The organism is Niabella sp. (assembly GCF_030150205.1).
Classification (GTDB): Bacteria; Bacteroidota; Bacteroidia; order Chitinophagales; family Chitinophagaceae; genus Niabella.
The window spans coordinates 57,116-71,224 of sequence record NZ_JASLGT010000024.1 but is presented as its reverse complement, the minus strand read 5'-3'; the positions used below and the strand labels follow the sequence as shown (position 1 = coordinate 71,224).

Below are 14,109 nucleotides of genomic sequence, written 5' to 3'. Positions count from 1 at the left end.
TACTATGAACAAACTTATTATAATTACAATTTGTGGCGTCTTGTTATTTTCCGCTTCTTCCTGTAAGAAGTTCCTGGAAAAGGCACCCGATAACCGGGCCGAACTGAGTACCGCTGCTAACGTGGCTAAATTAGTAGCATCTGCCTATCCGCAAGCGCCTTATGCACCTTTGGGTGAAATGTATTCGGACAATGTATCCGATAAAGGACCCAATGCAACGGGCATTAACCTGGACCTGCCCTTTCCCCAGATGTACAAATTTGAGGATGTTGATGAAGATAGCTACAACACGCCGGCTGCATTCTGGAACGGAGCTTATGCAGGTATTGCGGCCGCCAACCAGGCCCTGGAAGCCATTGAAAAAAATGATATCGGTCCTTCTGCCAATCCGTACAAAGGAGAGGCGCTGGTTGCCCGTGCTTTCAGCCATTTTCTGCTGGTTACTTTTTTTGCCAAACCCTACGATCCGGACGGAGCCAACGATACGCCGGGCATACCTTATATACTAACGCCGGAAACCAATCCGTATGTAAAATATGCAAGGGGTACCGTTGCATCTGTATATGCGCAAATAGAAAAAGACCTGGAAGCCGGTATCCCGCTTTTAAAGGGCGGTGAGTGGCAGGTTCCGGCCTATCATTTTACACCGGCAGCGGCGCATGCCTTTGCCGCGCGCTTTTATTTATTTAAAAAACAATGGCAGAAAGTAATTGACCATGCCAACCAGGTGGTGCCCAATGGCGATTTTACCGGAAGCATCCGGAACTATCCCGCAGCAGCAAGTTTAACCACCGATGGTACGGCGTATGCCAATTTCTTTTGCAACGGAGATGCTAAGTTTAACCTGCTGGTACATGAAATGGACGCCCGGTTTCAAAGGACTACTTTCTTTGCAAACAGGTATGCATTTGGCCCGGCTGTATATTCCTGGTATACCGCTTCCAATGTAACCGGAACCAAGTTCTATACGGTTGGCTTTACCTATAGCACCGGCAACTATACCCTAAGTAAGCTAAGAGAGTTCTTTTTTGTAACCAATGCCGCCGCAAGCATCGGGTATCCTATGTTGCAGATGCCGTTGCTGACAACCGATGAGGCCTTGCTAAATCGTGCGGAGGCTTATCTGCAACTGGGTAACTATGATGGAGTGCTGGCCGATCTGAATATGTGCGCCCGGTATAAGTTTACCACGTATAATCCTGCCACCATGGCGGTAACCCTGGCCAAGGCCAAAGATTTTTATAAGGTGGATGGTGTGCCGGCGGATGATAAAACAGCACTGCTCAACACCATCCTGGATTTTAAACGCTGGACCTTTATGAACGAGGGCATGCGCTACTGGGATATGATCCGCTATAAAATGCCGATAAAGCATTTGCTTATCGCCAACGACAATTCAGAATCATACATAACACTGGAGGCAAATGATAACCGGCGGGTATTTCAAATTCCCAAGGATGCCGTGCAGTTAGGCGGATTACAACCCAACCCCAGATAATAAAACATATAAAACGTATACGGATGAAAAGATTTATACATTATATATTGGTCACTGTTGCCTTTGCTGCACTGCTTGCAACGGGCAGTTGCCGTAAAAACGATACGAATTTAAATGTGGATATGAATGATTATCCGCAAAACATTACCCCCACCAATGACATTGATACCTGGCTCAACCAGCAATTTACCACTCCATGGAATATACTGGTACAGTACCGCTTTGACCGGAGCAAGCAGAGCGACGACCTGAAAAATGTGTCGCCGGTAGACCTGAATAAGATTAAACCAGCCATGCAGATGATCCTGGATAATTTCATAGGCCCCTATCAAAAAGTAGCCGGCGATAATTTCGGTAAGACCTATTTTCACAAAGAGTGGGTGCTTTTTGGATCAGGAGAATACAACAATGATAATAGCTATACCGTGGGCACCTCCAGTAATGCACGTACGATGGTATTATTTGATTTGAACAAGTTTACGCCTACTGATCCCGCCCTGGTATTGTGGTACACACATGTGGTGTATCATGAATTTACCCACGCGCTAAACCAAACCATACCCATTCCTCCTACGTATGCCAGGGTAAGCGCGGGCGATTACGATCCTGACTGGACAAAAGTAAACGCTGATACTGCTTATGCGCGTGGATTTATAACTCCATATGGCGGTAGTTCTTTTGGCGAAGACTTTGCAGAGATGCTGGCCTCCTTGTTGGTAGACGGCCCTATCCGGTACAGCAATATAATAAACAAGATGGGCCCCAATGCACCAGGCTCTATACGCCTTAAGGAAAAAGAAGCAATCATCTATGAGTACATGAAAAATAATTTCAATGTAGATATCTATACATTACAGGCCGAAATACAAAAACAGCTGAAAACGATCTATAATGTGACGGATCCATCGGATATTTCATTGCAATTTCCTTTCCAGCTTGCAGGAAATAAAGTCAATACCATTACGGTTGATACCACTGCGGTTCATTATACTACTTATGGTTCTTCTGCAGCATTCAATACCCTATACTCCAATTTCAGAGCAGAATTCAAAGCTGCCCAAACGACGTATGACATCAGGTATCTGCAGTTTGTATTTACAAGTGCCAGTACAATGATTTTTAGAATTGCATTTGCAACCTCACCTACCGCTGCTACGGTTTATGCATCTGATTACTATATGGCCTATACGGTTGATCCAATAACGGGCCTGACGCGGTTTACAAAAACGCAGTCCGGCGGCCTGGATTATAATGGAAACGGAGGTAATTTCGGATTGACGGCATTCGAAAAAATAATGCTGCCCTACCTGACGAACCGGAGTTTTGTAGCCGCGTATTTACCAACGACGATCACTCCCACCAATCCTTTATATAAAACCTTTGCCGGATTTTCTGTAAATGGAACGCCTGCTAATTATTTCTACGGACCAGTAACTTACAAATAACAGGAATTATGCAAAAATTATTATACATACTTTTAGGAACGCTGCTGTTTGCCTGCAACAAGGCCAAGGTAGATTATGTGTTTGACAAACTGCCGGAGCAGCGCATGAAAGAGCGGAATGCAGAATTACAAAACCTGCTGACCGGCTCTGCCAATGGGTGGAAGGCCTTTTTACGTACCTCGCTTAATGGCGGCGGCTATGGATTTTATATGAAGTTTGATGCGCAGGATTATGTAACCATGCTGTCAGACTGGAACACTGCCAATGCCACTACCCAGAAGCAGTCTACCTACCGCGTTCAGTATATATCCAATTCTACGCTTATATTCGACTCTTATACGTACATCAGTATTTTGCAGGATCCTAACTCAGCCAATAACGGAGGTTCTGCACGTGAGGGCCTGCAAAGCGATGTGGAGTTTGAATACCTGCGCAACAGCGGCGATACCATTATTCTTAAAGGCAGAAAGTACAAGAACACGTTGTTCCTGCTAAAGGCAAGCACCAGCGATGCTGCTGCTTATACCGGCGGGGGATATGCAACGGCGATCGATGCCTTTAAAACGTATTTTAGTACCAAAAGAAATAATTACTTTTCAGTAGACTCTGCCGGGAAAAGCAATGCCATAATCATCAGCTTTAATAATACCACCAAGCTTTTTAATACCATAAGGCTGGGTGCCAATGGCGCCGGTGTTCCGGCGGCCACGGGTTTTGGTTTTAGTAATGATGGGGTGTTTCTTACCGATCCGATAAAGTTGCTAGGAACCACTTTTACTGCATTAAAGCAAAAAGATGCGAATACAATTGTAGTGATTGATGCACAGGGAAAGGAATATGCCGTTCAGCAAAGTACAACGCCCATCCTCCCGTTAAAGGCGATCATCGGAACGGGTGTTACCGCATTTACAATTCCAAATGCAACAGCCTATGCCGGCTGGTCGGCCGACTTTACTGCGCGCAGAGCACAGGTACGGCAAAGCCTGTTAACCGGTGGTTATAATCTTACCTTGGGAAAGATCGTATTAACGTTTGGCAAGGCGGCACAGCGGATGAGTTTTGTAGCTGATATTCCGCAGGGAGCTACACAATTTACTGCTACCTTTAATTTATATTACAATCAGGCAGACGACGGTACGATTACATTCACCAAGGCCAGCGATTATTTGGGCACCAATGCGGCTATTACAGAAGCCGGCTTTGGACCCATTCTTGGGCAGCGGCTGTTAACGGATTCCTTTGCAGTTGATTATTACGACAGTGGCGCCACTGGTGTACTTGCTGTCTTTACAAGCGTGCAACACCCGGAATTTTCGTTTACCACAGTGTTTTAAAGATGAAATTTGTTAGGGTGATCCAGAAGGCCTGTTTATAATAAATGGTTGTTCTGAACCTGGCTCAGCAGGTATTAGCAGAACGGGCAGGGCAAGGAGCCTTTGGGATCACCCTTAATTATTACAATTTGGGGTAACGCCTTGTCAGGATTCGACACGGGTGCCTTCAGCCACGAAACAAATAATTTTCATGCAAATCAGATCTTCTGTTGCTTTGCTGATCTCCATTTTGCTCACTGCATATTTTATAGTGCGGTATTACATCGCTATTAAAAATGCAGATCCCGGTCCGGTTTTTACTGCTATCGCGGAGCTTATTACGATACCGGCAATATTGCTGGTGCCGGCAATATTGGTTTATGTTATAGTTAGGATAAGCAAAAAAGAATACGACTTTAAACTTATTGTGGCCGGTATTTTTTCGATCGCAACGCTCCTGTTATTGGTAACAATGTTCGCAGTGATGTAAAAAGATGATTTATAAGTGGGCCTGGGCAGATTTAACTTGACTGATGTTTCTGTATTTGTTACGGTACGCTGATGAGCAGCATGACAGGTTCTTCCCAGGAGAATAGGTTACTGAGTATAGCTGCCTGGGCGATTTGGCTGAATCAATTTGATTTTTTTAACCGCTAATATTTAAAAAATGAAAAAAACAGCGATCTGTCTTTTGGTACTATTGGCCGGGCTCTTTGTAAGCCGGTCTTTGTTTGCACAGCAGAATCCTCCGTTGTATTATATGTACGCAACGGATCATAACCTGTCCTATGTATCCTATGCCCCCAATGGCGGCTCTGTTTCGGGTACCCTGTCCCTCACTTCTTATTGTTCCTGGCCGGTGGGGAGCCAGCCGCAGCAGTCCGACTACTACATTTCTTTGCCAACGATTACAAGCACCGGAGGCATAACCTTTGAGCTCGTGAATACTTACGGGCAATGGGATGATATGTATTATGTGTACCAGGATGCCACGCAAACCTATACGGTTACGTTGCGCACTTATTTTGTTCAGACCGGGCAGCCATTTGCCGCCGAAATCGTATCGGGGCCCGTTGCGGAGCCCGTGGATGAATAGAGAATGATCATTTACGGATACAACTGGTCTTTATTTGGGGGAAAAAGGGGCACCAAAAGTCGTTTAAAAATGGAATGACAGATGGCAGGATGCATAGAAGATCAATCCTGCTGCCGTTGTGCTGAACGTAGCCGGAGCATCCCTGTGATACCAGGCTGTCCGGAAATTGAGGGATCCTTCCACTCCGGTCAGGGTGACGGAACGAAGATTGCGCTGCCTAAAGCTCCGGTATTCTGCTTAAACTTTCGAACGTTTGTGTATTTTTCGCTACATATGTGGTAAGAATCGTTCCATAAACGAAGTGTTTAAAAAAATCATTAATACGTTGAATCCTAAATACTTCAGATTTTCTAACGGCTCTCGGAGCTATAAAGCGGGCCTGTCCGTTTTTAAGAAATTTTAATAAATGCCTCAAATCGGCCATTTTTGCCCAGGCTTTGCTATATTTGTTGGCATCACTTTAAAAGAAAAGCGTAAATGTTTAATTTAATCTTATTCGGTCCTCCCGGTAGCGGTAAAGGAACACAATCTGACCTTCTGGTGTCAAAGTATGGCCTGGTGCACCTTTCCACCGGGAACCTTCTGCGTTCAGAAATCGCCGATAAAACGCCCCTGGGTATAGAGGCGAAGAATTTTATGGACAAGGGGCAACTGGTACCGGATGAAGTGGTAATTGGTATGATCGACAATTGCCTGGAGCTGCATAAAGATGCGGGCGGCTTTTTGTTCGACGGTTTTCCACGTACCGCTAACCAGGCAAAAGCCCTGGATAAATTGCTGGAACTGAAACGTACCGCTATTCACAGTGTACTGGCGCTTGAAGTTTCTGAAGAAGAGCTGGTAAAACGCCTGCTAGAAAGAGGCAAAACTTCCGGCCGGTCAGATGATACCAATGAAGCAGTGATCCGCAACCGTTTTTCCGTTTATCAAAATGAAACGGCACCTGTTGCAGATCATTACAAACTGCAGCACAAATTTAAAGCCATCCCCGGTGAGGGATCTGTAGAAGATATTTCAAATGCCCTGAGCAGCCAGATCGACAAAGTGTTGGAACGGCAGCGTAAAGAACAGGAAGCATTCGATTAAAAGTGTTGAGGTCCGGTTGAAGCCGGACCTTTTTTTATTTGCTGCCTAATACCCCCTCAGCCTTGCTGATGCTGCTGAGCACCGCATCCTTCATCACATTCACTTTTGTTTTCTGATCCTGCAGGTATTTGATACGTTCCGGTTCATTATCTTTTAATGAGTCATATTTGAACCCGTTCATCCAGTCATGCATGGTTTTGTCGGCATTGGTCAGATCTGTCAGCGCTTCCTCCAGCTTTGTTTTTAAACCGGCATTTTGTTTTTGAGCGCCTGCTGGTAATTTGCCAAGGGAGTCAATAGCGGCTTTTGACTCGTTCATCAGCCGCTCGAGCTTTTTCATTTTCGGCATGGCCACATCATGCCCGTCAATAACTTCCTGTAAAAGACTGTCTGCCTGTGTTTGAGGGCCGTCTGGCGTTTCGGTGGATGCCGGACGATTTCCATCCCCGCAGGCCATCAATAAAACAAGGGTTAATGGGAAAAACAGAAACTTCATGGATGAGAAATTTTAAGGCTAAGGTACGAATAGTTGCCGGACCGGCCGGACTGTTAAGGAATGATTCTTGTATATTAGCTACTGGAATAACCCCGGCGTTTACCTGATGACATCAGTATTGCCGGTGGATTTTTTAATAAAAAGGAAGCAACATGAAAAAACAACAGGTAATAATGGCCGCCGTTTTTGTAATGGCAGTGGCTTGTAACAATAATCCTTCGGCAGAGGGAACACCAGCCCCAACAGCGGGCGACTCCACCGCCCTGCCTACCGCCACGCCGCTAACAGATCCGGCCGATAGTGTGATTGCCAATACGGCAAATGTGGATAGTACGGGCACGCCGGCCCCGGGAGTAGATAAAAACGAGAAGAAATACACCAATGACAAGGGTGAAACCATTACTGCTGTTTACCACGATTCGGGGAATATGGGCGTAGCGGAGCTTACTATAAACGGAGAAACGGTAAAGCTGATGAAGGGCGAAAAGGAAAAGGGAGCCACCGTTTATACCAATGGAAAACTTACCTGGAAAGTGAATGCCGATGAAGCTTCGCTGGAAAAGGATAATGTGATCACTGTATATAAAACGGTGAAATAGGAACCTTTAGTCAGCAGTCAGCAATCAGCCATTAGCTCAGAGACCACGCTAAAAGCTGATTGCTGACCGCTCTTTGCTAATCCGTATCCATTTCCTGTGCACCGCCGCCGTCCTGCCAGTTAAAGGCGCTGCCTCTTCTTCCCAGTTCCCAATAAAATTTACTGCGGGGCTTTTGATCATTACCCGTTTCATTCATGGTATCTGTGTTATATAAGCGGCCATTTACCATTACATATTTTATCGATTCGGTGTTGCGGATATTTTCCAGGGGATTGGCATCCAGGATGATCAGGTCTGCCAGTTTCCCGGTTTGCAGGGATCCGATCCAATCGTCCAGTCCAAGACTGCGGGCGGAGTTGATGGTGGCGGTTTGCAGTGCCTGCAGCGGGCTCATGCCTCCCTGTGTCAGCATCCATATTTCCCAATGGGCACCAATACCCTGTATTTGTCCATGTGCGCCCATGTTGATGGTTACCCCGGCATCGCTGAGTTTTTTAACGCTTTTGGAGCTGAGGATGTGACCGTTTTCATATTCTTCTTCGGGCAGCATGGTGCGGTGGCGGCTGCGCTCATCAATAACCGCGCGGGGTGTGTATTTTAACAGCTTTTCATTTTCCCACACATTGGTATGCTGGTACCAGTAATATTCGCCGGACACCGAACCGTAATTTACGATCAGTGTAGGAGTATATGCGGTTTTTGAATGTTTCCAAAGCTGGATCACATCATCCTGTAATACTGCAACGGGCAGGTTATGTTCGATGGTCGTATGCCCATCGTTGATCATGGCCATATCGTGATTAAAAAAGGAGCCCCCTTCCGGTACTACCAACACGCCCAGTTCTTTGGCAGCGGCGATGATCTGCTGGTTCTGCTCCCTGCGGGGCTGGTTATAACTTTTTACAGAGAATGCTCCAAATGCCTTTGTTCTCCGGATGGCACTGCGCGCGTCATCCAGGGAATTGATAACGGCTTTGAGATCTCCGTCTGCACCATACAATACGGTTCCGGTGCTAAATACACGCGGCCCCACCATTTTGCCGGCCCGGATCATTTCGCTTTGCGCAAACACCAGTTCACTATTGGCCGAAGGATCATGCATGGTTGTAACGCCAAAAGCAAGGTTGGTATAATAAGGCCAGTGCTTTTGGGGGGTAATGCCGCTCCTGAAATGATTGCCATGGGCATGTGCATCTACAAAACCGGGCAGGATGGTCTTTCCGGCGCAATCAACGACAGTGGCGCCGGCGGGAATGGTTACCTCGCTACCCGCGCCAACCGCTTTCAGCAGGTTGCCCTCCACCAGCACCGTGCCCTTTTCAATAACGGCATTATTGTTCATGGTGATGATGCGGGCATTGGTAAAGGCCGTTAGTCCCCTGGGCTTGTCGGGTGCATACGTAACGCCAACCGGCAGGCCTTTTGCAACAGCCGGCACCGTAGTGGTATCTTTTTCATTCAGGAACTTGAAATACTGTTTGAGCGGAATGGTAAAATATTCGTTGCCGAGGTTATAATGCAGTTCTTCGCTATTGGCATTCCAGTGCAGGTTATAACCCGCATCTTTGGCCACCAGTTGCACCGGTATGGTATTGGAACCGCCGGCGATCTCGAGGGTTTTCCCTGTCTTGGGGAAAGCGGCAATATATACTTTATGCAGGTCTACAAAGGCCAGCCAGTTGCCATCCGGCGACAGTATATACTGACTGCCATAGGTGCTGGTGGCTGCAGTTTTTTCTTCGGTGCCATCTTTTTTGCAAAGGACCAGGTTCCTTCCCCTTTGGAAATAAATAAGGGTACCAGTGGCATCAAAATAAGGGGCGCTGCCATTTTGTGTAATACGAACAGGGCGGGCGATTCCGGCTACATCAGCCGTGTAAATGCCGGTATTTGTGTTGAACGCATTGCCCAGCACATTATCCCCATCTTCTTTGCAATACACGATGGTTTTGGCATCGGGACTAAAAGCGGGAGTGGTGTAGATACCTTTTTCAATATCCAGCCTGCGGGAGCTGCCTTTTGTAAGATCCATTATATGAATGCTTCCCATGGCGCTGTCGTTCCAGCTGATATAGGTGAGCCAGCGGCCATCCTTTGAAAAAGAAGGCTGGTCTTCGATGTCATCTGATTTTGTAAGACGTGTGGGTTTGCCGTTGGGCAGTTCCTGTTTCCACAAAGATCCAAGAGCATTGTATACAATAAATTTTCCGTTGGGGGCGGTAACCAGGCTCCGGAGCACATGAGTGGTATCCTGGTCTTTATTGAGGTTTTGTTTTATGCGGATGGCTTCCGCAATTTTTTGCGTAACGTTACAGGTAAAGGGTATTTCCGTGGCGGTGTTGCTGCCGCTTACCGGCACCTTATTCAGCTTGCCGCCGGCCCATATTACCATATCTTTTCCATCCGGCATCCAGGCAAAGCCCGTGTAAACGCCAAAGATGGCCCAGGCTTCCTGCTGGTCTTTGCTGAGTTTGTCGTAAACCGGCCATTCTTCCCCGGTTTCAATATTCCGTAGATACAAAACGGTTTTGGTGCGCACCCTTCTTACAAAGGCCAGTGTTTTACCGTCTGGAGATACCTGCGGCCGGAAAGCGCTTCCACCGCCGCCGGTAACCGTTTCGGTTTTGCCTTTTTCGAGGTCATAGCGTTTGATCACATAGATCTCATTATTGGGGTCTTTATTGTACTGAAAATATCCCCCGGGGTACATGTCTTCGCTGTAATAGATATAACGCCCGTCCGGAGATGCCGAAGGCTCGTTCACATCCTGCTGATCGTTCTTACGTTTGGTGAGCTGAATGCCATCGCCACCGGTGATGTGGTACATCCAGATTTCCCCTGCGCCCATCGAACGCATGGCTGTGAAATGTTTGCGGGCAATAATATAGTTGCCTTCCGGCGACCATACGGCATTGTTCAGCAGCCGGAAATTTTCTTTGGTCACCTGCCGGGCGTTTTGGCCATCCCGGTCCATCACCCATATATTATCACCACCACCTGCATCGGAAGTAAAAAGGATCTTTTTCCCATCTGGACTAAAGCGCGGCTGTACCTCATAGGCCAGGCCCTGCCGCAGCACGCGTGCGGTGCCGCCGGTGATGGGCATGCTGTAGATATCGCCCAGTAAGTCGAACACAATTTCATCCCCTTTGGGCGATACATCCAGGTTCATCCAGGTGCCTTCGTTTACAGAAAAGGAAACATCCTTATAGAACTGGCCGGGAGGATTGTTTACATCCCATTTTGAAGAGGCCGGTTTGGTAGAGTCCTTTTTAGGCTGGGCAGCAATTGAGGAGCCTATAAAACAAAGACCGATAAAAAGTAAAGACCGCATGTATGTTGATTGTTTATAAAGAGCCGAATGTAGGAAATTAGCGGCAAACTTAGTTGGCGGTTGCAGTTTGGCGGCTTTCGGCTGACGAGGAGACCGGGGTGAAATTTTGAGGCGATGCCTGTCCTCCCTGTCGCAGTGTCCCCCTGCACAAAAGCCGAAGGGCTGCGCCGCTTAGGCGGAAATCCTTTGCCGGGTTGGCGATGCGGGAAGGGCAAAGATTGAAGACGGGCGGCGGACTGTAGCTGATGAATGTACTACAGCCGGGAGCCCCAAAATATTTATTTTAACAGGTGATATACCAGGAAACTGAGCGTATAGGCCAGTGTGGTCATATAGGCCAGCTGTATGAGGGGCCATTTCCAGGAACCGGTCTCGCGTTTTACAATGGCAAGGGTGCTCATGCAAAGCATGGCAAATACATAAAAAATGAGAAGCGATACACCGGTGGCAACCGTAAATACCTTGCTGCCGTCTTCAAAAGTGGCTTTGTCCATTTTATCGCGCAGGGCCACATTGGCGCCGCCGTCATCTTCCACACTATACAGGGTAGCCATGGTGCCCACAAATACTTCGCGGGCAGCAAAGGAGGTAACCAGGGCAATGCCGATCTTCCAGTCGAAGCCCAGCGGACGGATCACCGGCTCAATGCTTTTTCCCATAATACCGGCGTAGGAGTTTTCCAGTTTGGCTGCTGCGCGGGTTTCTTCCACCAGTACGGTGTCCGCATTGGGTTTGGCCAGGGCAGTTTCGTATTCCTGCTGTATGATGTGCATGCGTTCTTTGGGCCCAAAGGAGCTGAGGAACCAGAGGATGATGCTGATGATCATGATGATTTTACCGGCCTGTACCACGAAGATCTTTGCTTTTTCGATCATCGTTTCCAGTGCGTTTTTCCAGCGGGGCGCACGGTACACGGGCAATTCCAGGATGAAATAGCTTTTTTCCCTGTTTTTTATAAAGAACTTGGCCACATACGACACCAGGAGGGCAAATACCACGCCCAGCAGGTAAAGGCCCATCATCATGAGGCCCTGAAGGCTGATGAATCCAAGAAAGTAGGTTTTGGGAATTACGAGGCCTACCAGGATCACATATACCGGCAACCGGGCAGAGCAGCTCATGAGGGGGGTAATTAAAATAGTGAGCAGCCGTTCCTTGCGGTTTTCGATGCTGCGGGCACTCATAATGGCGGGTACTGCACAGGCAAAGCCGCTGATCATGGGCATTACACTTTTTCCGTTGAGCCCCACGCTGCGCATAACCCGGTCTGTTAAAAAGCTGATGCGGGCCATGTAGCCGGTATCTTCCAGCAGGGTGATCAATCCAAAAAGGATCATGATCTGGGGCACGAAGATGATGATACCGCCTAAACCGGCAATGATGCCATTTATTAAAAGGTCGGAAAAATTGTTTTTGGGAAGCACATTGCTCAGCCATCCACTAAAGGAGGCTGTTCCGGATTCGATCCAGTCCATCGGGTAGGATGCGATCAGGAATACGCACTGGAACATCAGGAACAGCACGGCCAGCAAAATAAAATAGCCCCAAACGCGGTGCAGGAAAATATTGTCCAGTTTATCAGTAAGGATCCATTTTTTATTCGGATCCGGCAGGGTAACGGATCCGTTCATCACCATACCAATGCGTTGGTAGCGCTGAAGGATCTCTTCTGCCTGGGTTTTGGTGGGGTTGAAATGATGGTCGGCCTCTGTTTGCTCAATCTGCTCCTGCAGGGTATTGGGCAGGGTAAAGGTTTCGTGGTTGATGAGGTAATGCACGCCCTCATAAGGACTAATGCCGGGTACCAGCTGCTGAACACCGGCAATAGCCTGGGGCGCCAGCGCTTCCACATCGATAAAATTATGCACCGGAGCCTTAAAGAGGTTGCCGGAAACCAGCTCGATGGCTTTTTTGAGATGGTCGATCCCCTTGTTTTTACGGGGATTTACGGCCACGATGGGAATGCCCAGTTCCCGTTCCATTTCATTGATATTGATGTGGATGCCTTTTTTCCGGGCAAGATCCATCATCGTAAGCGCCATCACCACAGGACGCTTCAGATCAATGATCTGACTGCAAAACAATAAATTACGTTTCAGGTTACTGGCATCCGCCACTACCACAATTACATCGGCCTTCAGGTCTTTGTCCTGGTTCAGGATCACTTTATAGGCTACTTCCTCATCCAACCGGCGGGGATATAAACTATAAGTTCCCGGAAGATCGATGATTTTGGCGGTTGATTGGCCAATTTTTGAAGTTCCGGTCTTTTTGTCTACGGTTACCCCGGGAAAATTCCCCACTTTTTGCGTCAACCCGGTAAGCGAATTGAACAAAGAGCTTTTCCCGCTGTTGGGGTTACCCACTAATGCTATATGTAGCTGCTTATTTTCCAAAATCCTAAGGAGCCGCAAATTTACGGATCCTTTGCGGATGATCATTTACGAAATCCGATGTTTGTGGTTGCGGCTGCTCATACACGCTATCCGGGATCGGCCCAATGACCCGGCCTGGCGAGTTGAGTGCTGTGCAGCGGAGCATGCATCTGCCGCAGGACGAACACTAAAAACAGGTGGTTCCTGCTTTGTAAACTAATGGTGGCTGTTCTCCCGTTCTGAAGCTGCTGGCTTTGATCGGGGAACACCGTTCTTTTGGATCGTATTATACCGGGTGCTTATAAATGATCGATTGAGTGATGACCGATGGCATTATGCTTTTCATCTAAAGGGATGTATGTATTGTAAGCGACTTCAAAAATATTTCCTTCAATATCTTCAAAGTAAAAGAAACGGCCTCCAAAAGGAAGCGTGGCGGGCGCACCAAGCATTTTGACTCCTTTTGACCGGAGCTGTTCGTATAAGGATTCTACCTCATCTTCTGCCGGCACGTTGTAGCTGATAATGATCGGGCGGAACCCGGTGCCGGCCGGATCAACGCCCATGAATCCTGCCAGGTCTTTCCGCTTCCCGATACTTAGTAAAAAGCCATTCATTTTATAGAAGACAATATCCTGGTTCCCGGCCACCGGTTTCCAGCCTAGTTTTTCTTCATAAAATCGGGTCATAGCAGGCAGGTCATTTGCCGCGATGGTCAATACGCTGATTCTTTGTTCCATAGCAACTGGATTTATCCTTTTTATGATCAAACAAAATTATAGGGCTGCCAGGGATTGGCTTTGGAAAAACGCAACAATCTTAAAAACAGGGATGCCCGGCGTACTTTTATATCATTCTCTAAAAGGG

The 14,109-nt window shown here is 47.5% G+C and carries 11 protein-coding genes; 7 read left to right on the top strand and 4 right to left on the bottom strand.

From position 1 onward, the window contains the following. The first annotated feature begins 4 nt into the window (after positions 1 to 4). From Q1V85_RS17015 to Q1V85_RS16990, 6 genes are all read left to right on the top strand, one after another. Positions 5 to 1,498 carry a RagB/SusD family nutrient uptake outer membrane protein gene (locus Q1V85_RS17015; protein ID WP_300601718.1) on the top strand — a complete coding sequence of 498 codons (1,494 nt, stop codon included), beginning with the start codon at positions 5 to 7 and terminating at the stop codon, positions 1,496 to 1,498. Between the two features lie 23 nt (positions 1,499 to 1,521). After that, the gene (locus Q1V85_RS17010) at positions 1,522 to 2,943 is read left to right on the top strand and encodes a substrate import-associated zinc metallohydrolase lipoprotein (protein WP_300601717.1); all 1,422 of its coding nucleotides are present in this window, start codon (positions 1,522 to 1,524) and stop codon (positions 2,941 to 2,943) included. 8 nt (positions 2,944 to 2,951) lie between these two features. Next, a complete protein-coding gene (locus Q1V85_RS17005) occupies positions 2,952 to 4,277 on the top strand; it encodes a DUF4302 domain-containing protein (RefSeq protein WP_300601716.1) in 1,326 nt (441 codons plus the stop codon). Between the two features lie 190 nt (positions 4,278 to 4,467). Next, positions 4,468 to 4,746, top strand: coding sequence for a hypothetical protein (locus tag Q1V85_RS17000; RefSeq protein ID WP_300601715.1), 279 nt, complete (start codon positions 4,468 to 4,470; stop codon positions 4,744 to 4,746). A 177-nt stretch (positions 4,747 to 4,923) separates the two neighbouring features. Beyond that, complete coding sequence (locus Q1V85_RS16995; RefSeq protein WP_300601714.1) at positions 4,924 to 5,352, top strand: hypothetical protein; 429 nt, start codon at positions 4,924 to 4,926, stop codon at positions 5,350 to 5,352. A gap of 477 nt (positions 5,353 to 5,829) precedes the next feature. Next, a complete protein-coding gene (locus tag Q1V85_RS16990) occupies positions 5,830 to 6,438 on the top strand; it encodes an adenylate kinase (protein WP_300601713.1) in 609 nt (202 codons plus the stop codon). A gap of 34 nt (positions 6,439 to 6,472) precedes the next feature. Here Q1V85_RS16990 and Q1V85_RS16985 read toward each other — a convergent pair whose 3' ends face one another. Further along, positions 6,473 to 6,934, bottom strand: coding sequence for a viral A-type inclusion protein (locus Q1V85_RS16985; protein ID WP_300601712.1), 462 nt, complete (start codon positions 6,932 to 6,934; stop codon positions 6,473 to 6,475). Between the two features lie 152 nt (positions 6,935 to 7,086). Here Q1V85_RS16985 and Q1V85_RS16980 point away from each other — a divergent pair, with 152 nt between their 5' ends. Beyond that, the gene (locus Q1V85_RS16980; protein ID WP_300601710.1) at positions 7,087 to 7,533 is read left to right on the top strand and encodes a cytochrome c class I; all 447 of its coding nucleotides are present in this window, start codon (positions 7,087 to 7,089) and stop codon (positions 7,531 to 7,533) included. A gap of 76 nt (positions 7,534 to 7,609) precedes the next feature. Here Q1V85_RS16980 and Q1V85_RS16975 read toward each other — a convergent pair whose 3' ends face one another. From Q1V85_RS16975 to Q1V85_RS16965, 3 genes are all read right to left on the bottom strand, one after another. Next, positions 7,610 to 10,867 (bottom strand): amidohydrolase family protein, encoded by a 3,258-nt coding sequence (locus Q1V85_RS16975; RefSeq protein ID WP_300601709.1) that lies wholly within the window; start codon positions 10,865 to 10,867, stop codon positions 7,610 to 7,612. Between the two features lie 278 nt (positions 10,868 to 11,145). Then, positions 11,146 to 13,233 carry a ferrous iron transport protein B gene (gene feoB / locus Q1V85_RS16970; protein ID WP_300601707.1) on the bottom strand — a complete coding sequence of 696 codons (2,088 nt, stop codon included), beginning with the start codon at positions 13,231 to 13,233 and terminating at the stop codon, positions 11,146 to 11,148. A gap of 308 nt (positions 13,234 to 13,541) precedes the next feature. After that, positions 13,542 to 13,982 carry a VOC family protein gene (locus Q1V85_RS16965; RefSeq protein ID WP_300601706.1) on the bottom strand — a complete coding sequence of 147 codons (441 nt, stop codon included), beginning with the start codon at positions 13,980 to 13,982 and terminating at the stop codon, positions 13,542 to 13,544. Between the last annotated feature and the right edge of the window lie 127 nt (positions 13,983 to 14,109).